The sequence below is a fragment of the Psychrobacter sp. UBA6291 genome, from assembly GCF_002439405.1.
Lineage (GTDB): Bacteria > Pseudomonadota > Gammaproteobacteria > Pseudomonadales > Moraxellaceae > Psychrobacter > Psychrobacter faecalis.
In genome coordinates, this window is the sequence record NZ_DJUD01000014.1 from 55,999 (window position 1) to 73,997 (window position 17,999).

Genomic DNA, 17,999 nt, shown 5'->3' on the forward strand with positions numbered 1-17,999 from the left:
TTATATTAAGCGTTATTCAACTGACGAGCCGCTTCTAGGGCAAAATAAGTCAAAATCCCATCAGCGCCCGCACGGCGGAAACCAATCAAGGATTCCAAAATCACCGCATCGGTTAGCCAGCCGTTTTGAATAGCGGCCATATGCATGGCGTATTCACCAGACACTTGATACGCAAAGGTTGGTACGCCAAAGGTGTTTTTAACTTCACGAATTAGGTCTAAGTACGGCTGACCCGGTTTAATCATCACCATATCAGCCCCCTCATTGATATCCATGGCAACTTCGTGCAGCGCTTCGGCGCGGTTGCCAAAGTCCATCTGATATTGCTTTTTATGCCCACCTTTTAAGTTGCCGGCACTCCCAACGGCATCACGGAACGGACCGTAGTAAGCAGAAGCATATTTGGCAGAATAGGCCATGATAGCGGTGTTGACAAAGCCTTCAGCTTCAAAGGCATCACGCATAGCTTTGATACGCCCATCCATCATATCACTTGGCGAGATGATATCAGCGCCTGCACGGGCATGTACAAGCGCTTGCTTGACCAAGACTTCGACCGTTTCATCATTGACCACATAGCCTGAGTCATCGAGCAAACCGTCTTGACCGTGAGAGGTATAAGGGTCTAGCGCCACATCAGTGATTACCACCATTTCTGGTACGGCATCTTTGACTGCTTTGACGGCGCGCGCGCTTAAGCCATTTTCATCATAAGCCGATTTACCATCAGGCGTTTTTAATGAATTATCAATGACAGGGAAGATGTCGATAGTGGTAACACCCTCTGCTAATAATTCTTTGGCATAATTAATCAACAGATCAATCGATAGGCGCTCAACGCCGGGCATGCTAGCGATTGCTTCACGCTTGTTTTCACCTTCTAATACAAAAACAGGGGCGATAAAATGCTTGGGATGCAGCTCAACTTCACGAATCATCGAACGCACGTTATCGTTATAACGCAAGCGACGTAGACGGGTTTCAGGGAATTGACGGTTAAAAGTATAAGTCATGAGGTTTCCTTATTTGATTTTAAGCATGGTTATCTATCAGCTTTATGGAAACAGCTGTTTTAAGACTGGCTTTTATAAGATTGGTATCATTAAGAGAATAAAAAGGTCGTTGGTATAATGTTGTACGATAACTGGCACTACTATAACCAATAGTGACTATCGAAAGCAAAAAGCCCTACCAAGTCGGTAGGGCTGATTGTAGTTATCGACTATCAAGGTGAGGAGAACTTTCCCACAGCCTTTACAGCTACTTAACGCTCATTAATCTGCGTGACCGGTACTTGCTCAACATTGGCCTCTTTCGTAATGGTCTGTTCAGTGACCACGCCGACGGCAGCGTCTGTCTTGCCATCATTATTGACATCGACAACAGCTGTTGGGTTAAAAGTTGCTTTCTCTATTGGCTGTGCCTGCTTAATTGCTTGCGCTTCTTGTGCAGAAGCCACGCGAGCAGAGCTGGCAGCTTCGATAGCATCGACCGCTTTGGCTTTATTGCTATTGGCCGGTAGATTGACCAATTGTACCAAGTTTTTATGCGGTACAGGAATGACCGTTGGTACATCAAGGTTGGCACCGCCACCTAGCACTTGGTAGAGCTCAACTTGGCTGATAATTTTTTGTAGCTCTAAGTCCAAGATACCTTGCTGCGTTGAGAATAGCGAACGCTGCGCATCGAGTACATCTAGGTAGTTGGCAATACCCGCTTTAAAGCGCGCATCGGCAATCTGATACGTTTGTTCAAAGTTATCTTGCAGACGGTACTGCGCGGCCAACTGTTCGCCCAATGTCGCGCGTGTCGCTAGGACGTCCGATACTTCACGGAAAGCGGTTTGAATAGAGCGCTCGTAGTTTGCCAGCGTCTGTTCGCGCTCAATTTTCGCCACATCATAATTGGCATCTAAACGGCCCGCATCAAAAATAGGCACGCTAATACTTGGACCAAATGACCAGCCAACCGAACCACTCTTAAATAAATCATCCAAACTGCCACTACTCACACCCACGCTACTAGCTAAGCTAATAGATGGGAAGTAAGAGGCGCGCGCCACTTCAATATTGGCACCAGCGGCTTTTAGACTGTACTCTGCTTCCAATACATCAGGGCGATAGCGCAGCAATTCACTTGGTAAGCCGGCGCTAAATATCTGCTGGCTTGTGATATTGCTGACCGCAGGCGCTGGAATAAGATTGGTTGGAATGGGTCCACCGACCAAAAACTGCAGCGCGTTACGCGATCTTAAAATACTGCTTTGCGCCTGTAAAACGGCAAGTCTGGCATTTTCTAGTGACGCACTGGCTTGCAAAGACGGCAGTTTGGGATCTATACCTGCTTCAAAGCGTTTATCAGCGATAAATAGAGACTTCTCACGGCTTTCGACCGTCGCTTCAGCCAGCTTTAACTGCGCAAGGCTATAGCTCAAATTGGCATAGCTTTGAGCGATATTACTAATCAAGCTGATTTGGGTAGTGTCTTTCGCTGCCGTAGTCGCTAAGAAGTTCTGTAACGCCTGCTCTTTTAAGCTGGCGATTTTACCCCAAAAATCTAACTCATAGTTGGCCAAGCCAAGATTGACATTATATGAGCTGTTAGGGTTTTTATCCGTTCTGTTTTGCGCTTGGCGCGTATAACCACCGCTACCATCAATTCTAGGCAGGTCATTGAGATCAGTAATTTGATACTGCGCGCGTGCTTTCTCAATTGCCAAACGCGCACTTTCAAAGTCTTTGTTGTTCTCTAAACCTAACGCAATCAGACCTTTTAAGCGCTCGTCGCTGTAAAACTCCTGCCAGCGCTGCCCAGCGATACTGGCCTGATTGGCGCTGCTGACCGTTTCTTTGTCGAACGCGCCATAGGTTTGCTCGATAGGCACGTTTGGTTCAGCAAGCACAGGGCGCATATCCGCTTTTGGAATGGTATTACAAGCAGCCATGCTCAACGCTAAGGCGGTAAGGCCAATGAGGCGACCGCCATTTTTACGCAGTACTGCTAGCGCTGGTTGGGCAGTGGTAGCTATAGAGACTACCGCTGCTGAGTTTAAAGTAAAGTTTTTTTGAGCACTCATTGTATATTATCTCCAAAGCTTGCAGGCTGATAACTATCAGAAGGCATTGGGTCAGAAGGTGTTGGATTTTGCGGGCCAGGTGTGCCGTCGTTACCATCATCTCTATCTTTCGGTTTATTATTCTCATACTTGTAAGGGAATAAACTACGTACCCAAATAAAGAACATTGGAATAAAGAAGATACCTAATAACGTCGCGGTGACAACACCACCTACCACGCTGGTACCAATGGCGTTTTGACTGCCTGAGCCCGGACCTGTGGCGATGAATAATGGCACAACACCAAGTCCAAACGCAAGTGAGGTCATGATAATTGGACGCAGACGTTGACGCGCCGCTATCATAACCGCTTCTTTTAGCGTATTACCTTCTTCTTGATGCTCTTTTGCAAACTCAATAATCAAGATAGCGTTTTTGGCTGATAGACCAACCACCGTTAGTAGACCAACTTGCAAGTAGATATCGTTATTAAAGCCGCGTAGCCAGGTAAATATCACCGCACCTAGCACCCCAAGCGGGATGACCAATAGTACAGAGAAGGGGATAGACCAGCTTTCATATAGAGCGGCGAGACATAAGAATACCACCAAGATCGACAGGGCATAAAGCATCGGCGCTTGGGCACCTGACTTTTGCTCTTCAAGTGACATACCTGTCCACTCGTAGCCAATACCTTCAGGTAGCTTTTGCATCATCGCTTCCATTGAGCTCATCGCTTCACCCGTACTAAGACCAGGGGCGGCGCTACCTTGGATATTCATTGACGGTAAGCTGTTATAACGGGTCAGACGCGGTGAGCCTGATTGCCATTCACTGCTTGAGAACGCATCAAATGGAATCATTTCACCGGCATCATTACGAACATACCATTTGCCGATATCATCAGGATTGGTACGACTGCTTGGCTCGCCTTGGACAAACACGCGCTTAATACGACCACGATCGACGAAGTCGTTGATATAGCTTGAGCCCCAAGCTGTAGAAATAACACTATTGATGCTACCAAGCGATAGGCCATAAGCGGCGGCTTGCTCTTGGTTGATATTGACTTTGAGCTGCGGCGCATCTTCTTGGCCGTTAGGACGCACGCCTGCTACTTGATCGTTTTGCGCGGCCATACCAAGCAGCATATTGCGTGCCTCGAGCAGGCCTTCGTGGCCGAGGTTGCCGGTATCCTGAATCATCAAGTCAAAACCACTGGCGTTACCCAGCTCAGTAATCGCTGGTGGAACGATGGCAAAGACTTGTGCTTCGTTTAGCTGGGTAAAGAAGTAACCCATGGCACGATCGGCGACAGCCTGTGCGGTGTTTTCTTCACCAGGACGATCCGCCCAGTCAGATAAGCGCACAAAGGCCAGACCCATGTTTTGACCTTGTCCAGCAAAACTAAAGCCTGCAATGGTAAAGACAGAGGCGATATTGTCGCCTTCTTGGGTGTCGTAATAGTTACTGACTTTATCGAGCACGTCTTGTGTTTCATCTAGCGTGGAGCCAGCAGGAAGCTGAACTAAGGTAAACATAATACCTTGGTCTTCTTCTGGCAAAAACGAACCTGGAATACGTAGGAATACCACGGCCATAACACCAATAATGGCAGCATAGCCGATTAAGTATAACCACTTAAAGCGGAAGCTTTTGCCAACCGAGTTTTCATATTTACGGCTGACTTTATAAAAAGAGCGGTTAAACCAACCGAAGAAACCTTTTTGCTCTTCAGTAGATCCTTTCTCGTGGCTCTTACTACGTTTTAGCAAGGTCACACATAGGGCAGGGGTAAAGATAAGCGCCACTAATGCTGACAGTACCATGGCGGTAATCAGGGTAATGGAGAACTGACGATAAATGACACCGGTTGAGCCACCAAAGAAGGCCATCGGTACGAAAACGGCCGATAGAATCAAGGCGATACCGACAACAATTTTACTAATCTCGCCCATCGATTGTATGGTCGCGTCTTTAATGGAAATATGAGGGTCTTCTTCCAAGATACGCTCAACGTTTTCGACGACAACGATGGCGTCATCGACCAGTAGACCGATGGACAATACCAAGGCAAACATGGTTAATACGTTGATACTAAAGCCAGCGATATATAAGACGGCAAAAGTACCCAGTAATACCACGGGTACAGCAAGCGTTGGAATAATGGTCGCGCGCCAGTTCTGTAAGAAAATGAACATGACGATAAAGACTAAAACAATCGCTTCGATGAGTGTTTTGACTACTTGCTCAATAGACAAACGTACAAATGGCGTGGTGTCATAAGGAATAACGGTCGTCAGATTTTTTGGGAAATTCTGTTCAAGCTCCGCCATACGAGCGCCAACGGCTTCACGAGTTTCAAGCGCGTTTGCACCACCCGCCAAAGAAATACCGAGACCAGCGGAACTCTGCCCATTATAAAGCGCAGTCACACTATAGTTTTCACTACCGATTTCAACTTTTGCAACATCACCTAGGCGAACCTTCGCCCCAGAGGTATCGGTTTTTAATAAGATATTTTTAAATTCTTCAGGGGTTTGTAAATAGCTTTGCACGGTAACCGTGGCGTTAATAACCTGTCGATCCGTATCTGCAGGCGCTTGTCCTAATTGGCCAGCAGACACCTGCGCGTTTTGCGCACGTACGGCATTGACCACATCAGCTGGCACCAAGTTATAACTACGTAGCAGCGAAGGATCAAGCCAGATACGCATGGCATAGGCTGAACCAAACACCTGCACTTCACCAACACCTTCGACACGGCTGAGCTGGTCAACGACGTTTGAGTTGATATAGTCAGCAATATCGCCGTTATCCATACTGCCGTCTTCAGAGATAAACCCTTGTACCATTAAAAAGCTACTAGAGGATTTATTGACGTTGACGCCTTGACGCTGTACGGACTCAGGTAGCGAGCTCATGGCCGCTTGTAGTTTGTTTTGTACTTGTACCTGTGCCGTATCAGGGTCTGTGCCGTTTTCAAAAGTGAGCGTCACAGAGGCGCTACCGTTTGAGGAGCTCGACGATGACATATACATCAGACCATCAAGGCCCTTCATACGTTGTTCAATGATCTGGACAACGGAGTCTTCGACGGTCTGGGCGTTAGCACCAGGATAGCTTGCGCTAACCGAAATGGTCGGCGGTGCAATACGTGGATACTGTTCGATCGGTAGGTTGATGACCGATATCACCCCGATGAGCATGACCAAAATAGCCAGCACCCATGCAAAAATAGGGCGATCAATAAAAAAACGTGACATAGTATATTCCTAGTCTTCCTATCTTTGAATGGAATTAGTTAGCGGTAGATTCTAATGGCTTTTTGGCAGCGGCATCTTTACTGGCTGGCTTATCCATCGCTTTTGCAGCTTGCTGCGGCGTTTGAGCAGTAGCAGCGCCTGGCTTAGCAGGGGCGGCATTCGGATTTTCTAATGGTTTAGCAACGACTTCTTGCTCCGGCTTCACTTTTGAGCCGCCGATAATCACCACTTTATCCCCTGCTTGTAAGCCGTCAGTGACGACCCACTGATCTTTATAGGTGCCATTAATAGTGACAGGACGTACTTGAATTTTATTATTCTCATCAACGATATAAACTTGCGGTTCGCTTTTTGGTGTACGCATCACTGCGCTTTGTGGCACTAATGCAGCATTGCTGATGACGCTTTGGGTTAAGCGTGCACTGACGTACATCCCCGGTAGCAGGACATTATTAGGGTTGGGGAAGACGGCGCGTAAAGTCACCGCACCCGTTGATTCATCAACTTTTGCTTCTGATAGAGCAAGCTTGCCGCGTACCGGATAGACCGAACCATCCTCTAATACCAGTTCAACCGAATTCATGCCTGCTTGTGCTTTACCGGCAGAGATTTGCTGGCGTAATTTAAGCAGCTCAGAGGATGACTGGCTGATATCGACATAGATAGGATCTAAGCGCGAGATAGTCACTAAAGGATCTGGTTGACCGGCGCTGACCAAAGTACCAGCAGTCACGCTCGAGCGGTCAGTACGTCCTGCGAGCGGTGCCCGTACGATAGTACGGTTGAGATCTAGTGTACTGGCTTGTAAGTTTGCTTTTGCTGTTTGGATACCAGCTTTAGCACTTTCAATACCAGCTTCGGTTTGCCCAATCGCCGCACGCGCGCTTTCGACTGCTGCTTGTGCGGTGCGAACTTGGGTAACTGCTTGGTCGTATTGCTGCTTTGAGATGGCATCAATTTCGATCAAACCTTGCAAGCGATTTAAGTCATTTTGCGCTTGTGATAATGACGCTTGGCGACTGACCAGCTCAGCTTTGGCATTGGCGTTGTTTGCTAACGCCGTCTGATAATTGGCTTCAGCTTGTTGAATGGCCGCCTGCCCACTGGTGATAGACGTCGCGTAGTTATCGGTATTGATACGGTATAAAGGTTGGTCTTTTTTGACTTTGCTGCCTTCGCGGAACAACACCTCGTCAATAATTCCGTTTACTTGTGGGCGAACGTCGGCGGTTTGGTAAGCGGCGGTACGTCCAGCAAAGGTTTGTACTTGCGGTACGGTATCTAAAGTGACAGTCTGAACGTTGACGACGGCAGGTGGCATCTGCTGCTGCGCCGCTGCCCCAGCTGCGTCCTCATTTTTATCACAGCCGACCAATACAGCGCCAGATAGTACAGATGCTATTACAAGCGCAAGAGTAGAGTGCTTCATTAATGTCCTCGGCAATATAAATATCATATAATAATTACAGTTTAAAAAGTTTAGGGATAAATCTTAACGAAGTAAATATGAAACGTAATATGTCTTTACCGCTGTTAGAGTTCATTACTAAATAGATAATATAATAACTAAACACAGAACAATCGGCTAAGCAGATTTAAAGTAATGCATGATTATAAACTATAGGGTATACCCCACAGTCAAGACACAAAAAGGTGCTTATTCACCTTGTAAATGCTTTATATCTCGATAAAATTCTAACAAACATTGATAATACAAGCGTAACGTTCTAAATACTTCGTAAGATTGGTAATGAATACAGCGCCAAAATATTGTTAAATTTTGTTTTTTTAAATACGATTCAGAGATAGTAGCAAGAAAACCATATAAAAATACAGTAGAAAATGGCATGTACAGAAAAACGGTGTTTTAGCAATACTTAAGTGTGAACGCTAAAATTTCAGGGAAAAATAAGAGCAATTGAACGAAGAAAGTGATGGGTAATGAGAAAACTGCGTGTATAGCAACCTTGTTTTCTCATTTTATTTATTTTATTATTATAAAGTAAAACTTAACTAAAAATTAAATAGTCACATACTTTTTTTATTGATGCCTAAACATTTTAAGCATCAATAATATTTTTAAGCATCTATAATATATAGGCTAGCAATATTTACACTAACCGCGCGCTAGCAAGCTCAGTCAGCTGATATAGCCCTTGACGGTAGCGGTTATCAGGTAAGCTGCTTAGCGCTTGCTGTGCCAGTTTGGTTTCTTCCAAAGCACGCTTTTTACAGTATTCAAGCGAACCTGACTGACGGACGAGCTCGATAAGCTGCTCAGCGTTTGGCGTTTTACCCGTTTGCACCGCAAGGCGTAATTGCTCATAGCCTGCTTTATCGCTGTTTTTTAATAGTTCAAGTGCCTTAATGGTTGGCAGCGTAGGTTTGCCTTCTGCCAAATCATCGCCCAAATTCTTGCCCATTACTTCACTATCGCCACTGTAGTCGAGTACATCATCGACGATTTGAAAAGCGTTACCGAAATGCTGACCAAAATCAGCCAATGCTTGCAAGTGCTCGGTTCTATTTTGCAAAATAGCCGCGCCTTGGGTCGCCATCATAAATAAGCGCGAGGTTTTGCCATCGATAATATTGAGGTAGTCTTGTTCAGTGGCTGCAGGGTTATGCTGATGCTGTAGCTGTAAGACTTCGCCCTCGGCAATATCACAAGTACCATCGGAGAATACCTGCAATAACGGCAAGCTTTGAAAACCAACCAACAGATTAAAAGCGCGAGCTATCAAATAGTCGCCGACCAGCACGGCAGTGGCATTGTCCCAAGTGGCATTAGCCGTTGGTTTGCCACGGCGCTGTCCTGATTCATCAATCACATCATCATGTACCAAGGTTGCCGTATGCAGCATCTCAGTAATCGCCGCCAGATGCATCGCTTGCTGCGATGGCTCGTCGTTAAACATACGCGCGCACAATAAGGTAATCAGCGGGCGCATACGTTTGCCACCAGCATTGATTACATGCTGCGAGACGCTCATTACCAGTTGCACTTTAGAATTCAAACTGCCAAAGACTTGCTTATCCATAATCTCAAAATCGTTAGCAACGATACTTTGGATATCAGCATAGCTTAGCGTATCAGCAGAGCTTGGCGTACTGGTTAGAACGTTTAATGGCGTGGTCGAGGGTGCGGCGGCGTTCGATAAAGAATTACTGGTCATAATGAGTCGTCATACCAATGAAAGAAATGAAAAATGAGTTTAGATAGCGGTCTATTTATAATAATGCTTGCAGCAAATAATAGTTAGGCTAGCGTTTGACGCATAATAGCATAGCTGTTTAGGTCAATGGTTGATTTAAGTATAGCAGAAAGTAAGTTAGGACTTTTAATATAGCGACGTGTTGTCCTTTTGATTTCTATCATTTTTAAAAGTTAACTGATTAGATTTTTTTTAATTAGTCACTTATGTTAGCAACATTTTATTAATAATAGTCGTTAATAAGGTTTATATTTACAAAAAACTGTAAGTCACTGATAATATAAGCTATAATAGCGGCTGTTGGATTTTAACCCATTCGCGTTCGTTATAGTATATCTACATAGAGCGGTTTATCTTAACATCGGTAGTCACTACCTTTGTCAGTGAAATCTATCGCTTTTTTTGAGAATTATATCAATCGCTATGATTGTTATTACCACCTTGCAAAAACAAGAGGCGCGGCTTGCTTTTATGAGCAAAAAGCCGTAAAATCTTGCCTTTAATTTTTCCCTGTCGTGTTCGTTATTGAAGCGTTGATATAACATCAGCCACGGCACACGGGTTAAACGGAGTCAGACAATGTACGCAGTAATCAAAACTGGTGGTAAACAGCACCGTGTTGTGGTCGATGAGCTTTTAAAAGTTGAATTACTAAAAGCAGAAAAAGGCGAAACAATCAAATTTGAAGACGTATTGATGGTTGTTGACGGTGAAACTGTCAAAATCGGTCAACCTATCGTTGAAGGCGCTAGCGTAGAAGTTGAAGTAGTTGAGCATGGTCGCGGCGAAAAAATCCGTATCATCAAACACAACCGTCGTAAGCATTATCACAAAGAGCAAGGTCACCGCCAATGGTATACCTTGTTAAAAATCAAAGCGATTAATGCCTAATTATTCACTTAGCAATGACTGCTAAATAGCGCACTAAATGCTTAAGAGTTGTCGCATTAGCGATAAGTCACATTAACAAGGAGATTTTCTCATGGCACATAAAAAAGCTGCCGGTTCGAGCCGTAACGGTCGTGATTCAAACCCAAAAATGCTAGGCGTTAAAATCTTTGGTGGCCAAGCTATCACAGCTGGTAACATCATCGTACGTCAACGTGGTACAGAATTCCACGCAGGCGAAGGCGTTGGCATGGGTCGTGACCATACTTTATTTGCACTAAATGACGGTGTGGTAAAATTTGCGACCAAAGGTAAATTCAACCGCCGTTATGTTATGGTTGAAAGCGCATAGTTGCCCATCTAGATTATTTAGTTATTAACTAACATAATCGGATGACTAAAAAAGCCCTTATTACCCTTTGGTAGTAAGGGCTTTTTTATGGTGCCAATTTAAATATAAAACAGCTAAAGCAAAGAATAAACAGCGCCATATGCCGTGTAACGCTATCGGTTACAAGCGTGTATGGCAACGGTAGTAATGATTGCAAATCATGACTAGGCGCGTAATAAAAAAACTGGCACACTGTCTGCATTGTTTACTGACGTCGATTTTTTGGCGCGAGATAAGCACTTATTGAAAACAAAAATTTTAATTATCACGTATTATTTTTATGCAACTTTGCATTTGAGAGAGGATTTATAATGACTGTATTACCAAAAAAGATCACTTTAAAACAAAAATTGATGGGCGGCGCTTTAACGGGCGTATTGATGACATCGCTTGGAGTGGCAGCGCCGATGGTAGCATTGACCCAAACAGCAAGCGCTGCTCCTGCGGATAATTTAACGGCCGCTAAACGCTTAAATAAGCTACTAAGCAACACCAAAAGCATGACTGCTAATTTTAGCCAAACCACCAAAGGTGCGAATAGCGGTACTTTTAGTGGCACCATGAGTGTTCAGCGCCCAAATAACTTCCGCTGGGAAACCAAGTCACCGTCAGAGCAGCTTATTGTAGCGAATGGCAGCTCAATGTGGGTTTATGACAAAGACTTGGAACAAGCGACCAAGCAAAATGTCGATAGCCAAGTAGGTAATACGCCAGCGTTATTGTTATCAGGTGACCCAAGTAAGATTGATAAAAACTTTAAAATCACCCAGCCTTATGCCAATAAAAACTACTATGTGCTCTATCCAAAATCAGATAGCGCCAGCTTTAAGAGCTTATCGATGAGCTTTAGTGGTGGCAAACCTGTGATGATGGTGCTGAATGATACGCTAGGACAAACCACGACGATTAAGTTTAGCGGTATTAAAATGAACCCAAGTATCAATAGCAGTCAGTTTAAATTCACGCCGCCAAAGGGCGTTGATATTATTAATCAATAATTCTTTTAGTGGTTAAGCCTATAAAAAAGGACACGCTTATAAAGCCTGTCCTTTTTTATTGCTATAAGTCCAAGATATACAGATTTTACTTTAATCGATAAGAAATAACGACTTGCTACTAAGACAAAGCTTTGATGGCTTCCATATCGGGCAGTGGCGGTAGCTCATCTAAACTGGTTAATCCAAACGCATCTAAAAATTGCGCTGTGGTATGTAGCAGTGCAGGGCGCCCCAAAGTTTCTTTATAACCTTTCTCTTCAATCCAGCCTTTATCAAACAGTTGACGCAAGATATTACTTGATAGCGTCACACCGCGCACGTGCTCGATATCACTACGGGTCACAGGCTGCTTATAGGCGATGACACTTAAGGTTTCAAGCAGGGCTTGGCTCAGGCGCTCTTGACGCTGAGGAAAGACACGCTGGATTAATGCACTATAGTCGTCGGCAACTTGCAGTCGATAGCCGCTAGCCGTTTCATGTAAGGTCAGCACACCAGTATCTAAACGTTGTTGTAATAGCGCTAACGCTTGCGTAAGCTCTTTAGTGTTTAATGACAGATATTTTTTTAAAATACTGGCAGTCAGGGGCGCTTCTGAAGCGTGCAGGAGTACTTCGATATGCTTGCTGATTTCTTCTAAATCTTGATTTTGCTTATCTGTCATTGCACGTATTCTCTGTTAAAACCATTAAGCTAGCCACTGTAACGTTAATTGTCCTATATGGCGGTCTACAGCAGACTGATTGTCAGCAGCTGGTTGGAGCTCTGAATGATTATTTACGACACCAACCAACTGCCGTTTCATCAGCTCAAGTACGGCGACAAAACTGACTACGACGCCTATCTTACCTTGGGATTTATCCAGTAGTTCATAAAACGAGCGCGCACCATCCGTGCTTAGTTGTCTGCTAATACTAGCGATACGATCAGAAAGAGGCATTGCATCAACTTTGATATTATGCATTTGATAGTCGGGCTGTAGCTGCATTTTAAATAAGCTATCAATCAAAAGGTTTGGCGAATAATTGGGCAGTTCGGCATTCATAACGTCTTGACTTGGCACACTGACCAGCGCTAAAAATACATCGCGCTCAAGACGCATGAGATTGTCCAAACGTTGACTGGCCACTTTGATTTGCGCATATTCTTCAAGGCGTTCAATCAGCTCAGCTTTTGGGTCGCGCTCATCGCTTGGCGTTTCAGGCCTTGGTAGTAGCAGCTCGGTTTTAATGGCAATCAAGGTCGACGCCATCAGCAGATAGTCACCGGCCAATTCAAAATGTTCGGTATCTAGCTCACTAATATAAGCCAAATACTGCTCAGTAATCGGCAATATCGGCATTTGGGTGAGATCGACATTATTCTTTTTGACCAGATATAATAAAAAATCTAAGGGTCCAGCAAATTGCTCAAGCCAAATGGCAAAGGCTTGCGGTGGTACATAGAGATCTTCTGGTAGATGCTGCACTGGCGTCTGATAAATACGCAGCGCCATATCATTATTGATTGAAATACGATGTTTGCCATTGTTATCCATAAACTTAGCGTTTTCATCCACGCTTACGGAAAATGCGGCCTTTGGTAAAGCCGCTGTTTTATTTTTCAATACTGTCTGCACCTTTAGCATCCGCCCTGATTACTGTGAGTAAAAGCAATCAAAGACTTACTTAAGCTTAGCGAGGGGGCGAATACCAATAGCACGGCGAGTTTTATCGAGCTGTTTACGGCTATGGCGACGGGCTTTTTCTGCGCCCATTTGTAAGATTTCTTCTAGCTCTTTTGGATTGGCCATCAGTTCCTCATAACGAGCACGGAATGGGGCAATCTCGCTATTGATTTTATCAAACAATGCTTGCTTGGCATCACCCCAGCCAATACCTGCGGCATACTGCGCCCGCATATCGGCAATCTCTGTAGGCGTCGCAAAAGCTTTATAAATCTCAAAGAGGGCAGAATCATCAGGGTCTTTCGGTTCAGCAGGCAGTTGTGAGTTGGTGACAATTTTCATGATGGCTTTATGCATCTGCTTTTCAGAGCTGACTTGCGGATTAGGCTCACCAAATAAAGGAATGGTGTTGCCATAGCTCTTGCTCATTTTACGGCCATCAAGCCCTGTTAATAGTGGGATGTCTTCATCAACAACCGCTGATGGTAAGGTAAAGAGGGGTTTATAACGATGGTTAAATGTACCAGCGATATCACGGGCCATCTCAATATGCTGTACTTGGTCGCGACCGACGGGTACATGGGTGGCATTGAACATCAAGATATCAGCCGCCATAAGCACTGGATAGCCGAATAGACCCATATTGATACCTTGATCTGGATCAACGTCGGCTTTTTCAGTATTGATATCGACAGCCGCTTTATAAGCGTGCGCGCGGTTCATCAGCCCTTTGGCGCATGAGCAATTTAAAATCCAAGCCAATTCTGGAATCTCTGGCACATCGGACTGACGATAAAAGGTCACACGTTCAGGGTCAAGACCGCAAGCAATCCAAGTCGCGGCAATGATTTTGGTCGATTCATGAATGACAGTAGGGTCATAACAGCCGATAATGCCATGATAATCGGCCAAAAAGAAAAACGCCTCATCATCGCTATTTTGAATGGACTGAATGGCTGGGCGAATGGCGCCAACGTAGTTACCCAAATGAGGAATGCCCGTCGGTTTGATGCCGGTTAGGATACGTTTACTTTCTTGTTTAGAACTGTCTACAGCTGCGTCAGTTTGAGTGCTCATGAAAAATCCGTTATTTTATTACTCACATCGTTATTTATGCAGGTGAGTTATTGATATGAGTGAGTTATTAAAATAGATAAGTTATCGAGGTAAATAATAGAGCTGATAAAATATCAGCTGCAAAGTATAGCAAATTTCGCAGCTATTTTTTGGGGAATCAAAACCTACTTATAAATATCGGTACGACCGTTAGGGCCGTTTTTAAAGCGACGATGGAACCACATCCATTGGGTCGGATCGATACGAATCAACCCTTCTAGCACCTCATTAACGCGGGTCGCGTCAGCAACCTCGTCATCACTTGGATAATTATCAAGCTCTGGCGTAATGGTCAGATGATAATGCGGACGTTTGCCTCGCGGCAGGTTATCAGGTGTTTGCCGATAAGTATGCAGCGCCATGAGCGCTGGTGGGTTTTGCTTGTCACCCAATTTTGCCATCCGCCGAGAAGCAGTAATAGTAGCGGCAGGCACACCAAAAAACGGCGCCATGACACCTTGCTTGAGACCATAATCTTGGTCAGGTGAGTACCAAATCACGTGCTTAGCTTTAATAGAATTAACAAGGCTACGCATGTCACGGCTGGCAATCTGCTTGCCAAAAATCTTAGTACGTCCGTTATAAATGAACCAATCAAGAAGCGGATTGTTTTGCGGGCGGTACATACAATCGGTGGCAAAAAACTGCGTGCAGAGCATGCCGCCAAGATCGAGCATCGTATAATGCGCCCCAAGTAAAATCACAGGTCGACCTTGGTTTTGGGCATTCACTAGGTGCTGTAAGCCCGAGATAGACACCGTACGGGTAAAAATATTAGGACGATACCAAGCACACAAGGTTTCAAACACCCCAATACCTTGATTGACGAAAACTTGCTTTGCCATCAGTTCGCGCTCAGCTTCGGGCTTTTCTGGAAAAGCCAATCTTAAATTAATTAAGGTATCACGTCTGCGCGAGCCGGCTAGTTTATAGATTGAAATACCCAGTTTACGACCCAACCAAAACTGCCAACGCAGCGGCAGATATATCATCGGCATAATAATTGCCAATAACAGCCAGATGCCCCAATATTGCGGCAATAAAAACTGCCACTGAAAGGGTTTTTTTTCTGCTTGCGCCGTTTGTTTATGCGTTTGCGTAATTGTAGGCATGCCAGCAGGAATGGCGGGCGACTTAACCATGTCGTTTTGTTTATTATGCTTACCTGTAGGCGGCGGCATATCCGTTTTTGATGGGTTACTAGGATCGTATTGTTCGGGGGCTTTCATAATGAGCACAGTGTAATAAAAGTTATTATTATGATGGGGGAGCGCGTCCAAGTTTGCAAGCAAGTTTTAATAAACTAACGACAACGAGAGCTAAGGACTTTAAACTATTAGGCATTTAAACAATATAGTCAAAATATCCTAAAAACACTGCGGTACTGCTGATATCAATTTTTTGTAGCCTCTGTCTGCGCAGGCACAGCAAGCAAGAAAAATGGATATCAGCAGTGCGTGATGTATNNTATCGATATTACTTTTCACTCAATATAGAGTTAAAACAGCAGCGCTAAAAAATAGCCATAAAAAAACCTTATAAACTGAGACCAGCTTATAAGGTTTTGCAAATCTACTCTTTTGCTTAATACTGCTGCAGCGACTCTGAGAAAAAGAAGGCAGTGGTAAAAAGAGAAGAGATAGCTTTGATTAACGTTTTGAGAATTGTGGACGTTTACGTGCTTTACGTAGACCCAATTTCTTACGTTCAACTTGACGTGAGTCACGAGTAACAAAGCCAGCTGCTTTTAGAGCAGGTTTATTGGCTTCGTCAAGCTCAATCAATGCACGCGTGATGCCGTGACGGATTGCGCCCGCTTGACCACTGATACCGCCACCTTTTACAGTGATGTATAGGTCATAAGCAGTAGGTGATTCAAGTAGTTCTAAAGGCTGACGAACAACCATGCGCGATGTTTCGCGGCTGAAGTACTCATCAAGTGGTTTGCCGTTAACAACGATGCTACCAGTACCTTTCGCTAAAAAGACACGAGCGGTAGAAGTTTTGCGACGACCAGTTCCGTAATTGCGTTCCATAAGTATATCCTTAGATGTCTAGTTCTTTAGGTTGCTGAGCTTCATGTGGATGTTCTGTACCCGCATATAGTTTCAGCTTTTTGATCATCGCGTAGCCAAGAGGACCTTTTGGAAGCATACCCTTAACCGCTTTATGTAGAACATCTTCAGGCTTATGTGCAATCAGCTTGGTGAAGTTGGTTTCTTTAATACCACCTGGGTAACCACTGTGACGATAGTACTTTTTGTCTTGCGCTTTTTTGCCCGTTACCGCGATTTTTTCTGCGTTGATAACAACGATAAAATCACCAGTATCTACGTGCGGCGTGTAACAAGTCTTGTGCTTGCCACGTAAGCGACTAGCGATTTCAGTAGCTAAGCGACCAAGGGTTTTGCCGTCAGCATCTACGACATACCAGTCATGGGTCACTTCAGCTGGTTTTGCACTAAGTGTTTTCATGATAAAACCTTAAAATTAGAATTCGTTGAGAGTTTAGCTGGGAACGGGGCTCTCAAAAAACAGACTGCACATTATAAGCAGTAGCGCCTACGCTTGCAAGCTGCATTGGGGTTTATTTTCGCCTTATATACATTAAACTGCAGCGTTGGCCAGTTTTTTAGCGGTTTTAAACATTTTCGAAATTTGTTAATGGCTTTTATTAACCTGACAATTATGACGCTGAAAGCTGATAAAGTCCAGCGACAACTTGCCCAACTTTGGTCTGTTTTAGGCATTCAAAACGTATTAGGCTTTGCGCTATATCTGCTAGCGGCTCAGCGCTTTCGTTGATACTTGCTACCAATTGGTCCAGTTGCAGGGTTAAATCTTTATCCGCCTCTAAATAAATCAGCGTTTCTGTGTTGATTAAAGACTGTTTAATAAGTGTTGTCAAAATCGGCTGCCATAAATCTTGCGCATACGGCGGGTCGATAAAGACGATATCAAAATGCCGCTGTATCGTTTGGTTTTGCGTCAGTACCTGCTCGGCGGTGCCTTGAATAATCTGATAGTTACTGGCATCTAAGCGTAATTGCTCGGCACTTTGGCGCAGCATAGTGACTTGCGCTGAACTTACTTCAATAAAGGTTGTATGAGCCGCGCCACGTGATAAGGCTTCAAAGCCTAAAACGCCGCTACCAGCGCAGCTATCAAGTACTTTGGCGTCATGAATATCGGCAATCAACCAATTAAACAAGGTCTCGCGCAGGCGGTCAGGAGTCGGGCGCAAACCTTCGGCATCGATAAAGCTGACGATACGGCGTTTATACTGCCCGCCGATGATACGTACGTCTCCCGCTACTGCGTTTTTTGCTTTATGATTTTTCTTTTGTTCGCGACCATTTGAGAGTTTCTTCATAGTGTCTCTTATCTACAGCTTTTTATTCGGT

At 44.6% G+C, this 17,999-nt stretch carries 15 protein-coding genes; 3 read left to right on the forward strand and 12 right to left on the reverse strand.

The annotated features are described in order from the left end of the window. Nucleotides 1–5 precede the first annotated feature (5 nt). The 5 genes from hemB to B3R91_RS01775 form a co-directional block, all read right to left on the reverse strand. A complete protein-coding gene (gene hemB / locus B3R91_RS01755) occupies nt 6–1,013 on the reverse strand; it encodes a porphobilinogen synthase (protein ID WP_286796174.1) in 1,008 nt (335 codons plus the stop codon). Between the two features lie 251 nt (nt 1,014–1,264). Beyond that, the gene (locus B3R91_RS01760) at nt 1,265–3,076 is read right to left on the reverse strand and encodes an efflux transporter outer membrane subunit (protein WP_286796176.1); all 1,812 of its coding nucleotides are present in this window, start codon (nt 3,074–3,076) and stop codon (nt 1,265–1,267) included. Beyond that, nucleotides 3,073–6,321 (reverse strand): efflux RND transporter permease subunit, encoded by a 3,249-nt coding sequence (locus B3R91_RS01765; protein ID WP_286796178.1) that lies wholly within the window; start codon nt 6,319–6,321, stop codon nt 3,073–3,075. Before B3R91_RS01765 ends, B3R91_RS01760 begins: the two co-directional genes overlap by 4 nt. Nucleotides 6,322–6,355: 34 nt before the next feature. Continuing rightward, the gene (locus B3R91_RS01770; RefSeq protein WP_286796180.1) at nt 6,356–7,750 is read right to left on the reverse strand and encodes an efflux RND transporter periplasmic adaptor subunit; all 1,395 of its coding nucleotides are present in this window, start codon (nt 7,748–7,750) and stop codon (nt 6,356–6,358) included. Between the two features lie 682 nt (nt 7,751–8,432). After that, nucleotides 8,433–9,362 carry a polyprenyl synthetase family protein gene (locus B3R91_RS01775; protein ID WP_286796236.1) on the reverse strand — a complete coding sequence of 310 codons (930 nt, stop codon included), beginning with the start codon at nt 9,360–9,362 and terminating at the stop codon, nt 8,433–8,435. Between the two features lie 753 nt (nt 9,363–10,115). On the opposite strand from B3R91_RS01775, the gene rplU reads away from it, so the two are divergent. From rplU to lolA, 3 genes are all read left to right on the forward strand, one after another. Beyond that, on the forward strand, nt 10,116–10,427 hold the full coding sequence (gene rplU / locus B3R91_RS01780; protein WP_025652795.1) for a 50S ribosomal protein L21: 312 nt from the start codon (nt 10,116–10,118) through the stop codon (nt 10,425–10,427). Nucleotides 10,428–10,518: 91 nt separating this feature from the next. Next, nucleotides 10,519–10,776 (forward strand): 50S ribosomal protein L27, encoded by a 258-nt coding sequence (gene rpmA, locus B3R91_RS01785; RefSeq protein ID WP_055123782.1) that lies wholly within the window; start codon nt 10,519–10,521, stop codon nt 10,774–10,776. Nucleotides 10,777–11,126: 350 nt separating this feature from the next. Further along, nucleotides 11,127–11,813 (forward strand): outer membrane lipoprotein chaperone LolA, encoded by a 687-nt coding sequence (gene lolA, locus B3R91_RS01790; RefSeq protein ID WP_286796186.1) that lies wholly within the window; start codon nt 11,127–11,129, stop codon nt 11,811–11,813. A 118-nt stretch (nt 11,814–11,931) separates the two neighbouring features. Here lolA and scpB read toward each other — a convergent pair whose 3' ends face one another. From scpB to rsmD, 7 genes are all read right to left on the reverse strand, one after another. Further along, entirely contained in the window at nt 11,932–12,477 is a 546-nt protein-coding gene (gene scpB, locus B3R91_RS01795; protein ID WP_068406071.1) for an SMC-Scp complex subunit ScpB, read from the reverse strand. Nucleotides 12,478–12,501: 24 nt separating this feature from the next. Further along, nucleotides 12,502–13,350, reverse strand: coding sequence for a segregation and condensation protein A (locus tag B3R91_RS01800; protein ID WP_286796238.1), 849 nt, complete (start codon nt 13,348–13,350; stop codon nt 12,502–12,504). A 126-nt stretch (nt 13,351–13,476) separates the two neighbouring features. Next, the gene (locus B3R91_RS01805) at nt 13,477–14,556 is read right to left on the reverse strand and encodes a tryptophan--tRNA ligase (protein ID WP_286796189.1); all 1,080 of its coding nucleotides are present in this window, start codon (nt 14,554–14,556) and stop codon (nt 13,477–13,479) included. A gap of 164 nt (nt 14,557–14,720) precedes the next feature. Next, on the reverse strand, nt 14,721–15,824 hold the full coding sequence (locus B3R91_RS01810) for a lipid A biosynthesis acyltransferase (protein ID WP_286796191.1): 1,104 nt from the start codon (nt 15,822–15,824) through the stop codon (nt 14,721–14,723). A 420-nt stretch (nt 15,825–16,244) separates the two neighbouring features. Beyond that, a complete protein-coding gene (gene rpsI, locus B3R91_RS01815) occupies nt 16,245–16,631 on the reverse strand; it encodes a 30S ribosomal protein S9 (protein WP_068407462.1) in 387 nt (128 codons plus the stop codon). Between the two features lie 10 nt (nt 16,632–16,641). Beyond that, entirely contained in the window at nt 16,642–17,070 is a 429-nt protein-coding gene (rplM, locus tag B3R91_RS01820) for a 50S ribosomal protein L13 (RefSeq protein ID WP_068407459.1), read from the reverse strand. Nucleotides 17,071–17,281: 211 nt separating this feature from the next. Continuing rightward, the gene (gene rsmD, locus B3R91_RS01825) at nt 17,282–17,968 is read right to left on the reverse strand and encodes a 16S rRNA (guanine(966)-N(2))-methyltransferase RsmD (RefSeq protein WP_144297740.1); all 687 of its coding nucleotides are present in this window, start codon (nt 17,966–17,968) and stop codon (nt 17,282–17,284) included. Between the last annotated feature and the right edge of the window lie 31 nt (nt 17,969–17,999).

What these genes read in the sequence shown, in the direction of transcription:
- hemB (WP_286796174.1), bottom strand. Translation starts at nt 1,013, where the DNA reads ATGACTTATACTTTTAACCGTCAATTCCCTGAAACCCGTCTACGTCGC.
- B3R91_RS01760 (WP_286796176.1), bottom strand. Translation starts at nt 3,076, where the DNA reads ATGAGTGCTCAAAAAAACTTTACTTTAAACTCAGCAGCGGTAGTCTCT.
- B3R91_RS01765 (WP_286796178.1), bottom strand. Translation starts at nt 6,321, where the DNA reads ATGTCACGTTTTTTTATTGATCGCCCTATTTTTGCATGGGTGCTGGCT.
- B3R91_RS01770 (WP_286796180.1), bottom strand. Translation starts at nt 7,750, where the DNA reads ATGAAGCACTCTACTCTTGCGCTTGTAATAGCATCTGTACTATCTGGC.
- B3R91_RS01775 (WP_286796236.1), bottom strand. Translation starts at nt 9,362, where the DNA reads ATGGATAAGCAAGTCTTTGGCAGTTTGAATTCTAAAGTGCAACTGGTA.
- rplU (WP_025652795.1), top strand. Translation starts at nt 10,116, where the DNA reads ATGTACGCAGTAATCAAAACTGGTGGTAAACAGCACCGTGTTGTGGTC.
- rpmA (WP_055123782.1), top strand. Translation starts at nt 10,519, where the DNA reads ATGGCACATAAAAAAGCTGCCGGTTCGAGCCGTAACGGTCGTGATTCA.
- lolA (WP_286796186.1), top strand. Translation starts at nt 11,127, where the DNA reads ATGACTGTATTACCAAAAAAGATCACTTTAAAACAAAAATTGATGGGC.
- scpB (WP_068406071.1), bottom strand. Translation starts at nt 12,477, where the DNA reads ATGACAGATAAGCAAAATCAAGATTTAGAAGAAATCAGCAAGCATATC.
- B3R91_RS01800 (WP_286796238.1), bottom strand. Translation starts at nt 13,350, where the DNA reads ATGGATAACAATGGCAAACATCGTATTTCAATCAATAATGATATGGCG.
- B3R91_RS01805 (WP_286796189.1), bottom strand. Translation starts at nt 14,556, where the DNA reads ATGAGCACTCAAACTGACGCAGCTGTAGACAGTTCTAAACAAGAAAGT.
- B3R91_RS01810 (WP_286796191.1), bottom strand. Translation starts at nt 15,824, where the DNA reads ATGAAAGCCCCCGAACAATACGATCCTAGTAACCCATCAAAAACGGAT.
- rpsI (WP_068407462.1), bottom strand. Translation starts at nt 16,631, where the DNA reads ATGGAACGCAATTACGGAACTGGTCGTCGCAAAACTTCTACCGCTCGT.
- rplM (WP_068407459.1), bottom strand. Translation starts at nt 17,070, where the DNA reads ATGAAAACACTTAGTGCAAAACCAGCTGAAGTGACCCATGACTGGTAT.
- rsmD (WP_144297740.1), bottom strand. Translation starts at nt 17,968, where the DNA reads ATGAAGAAACTCTCAAATGGTCGCGAACAAAAGAAAAATCATAAAGCA.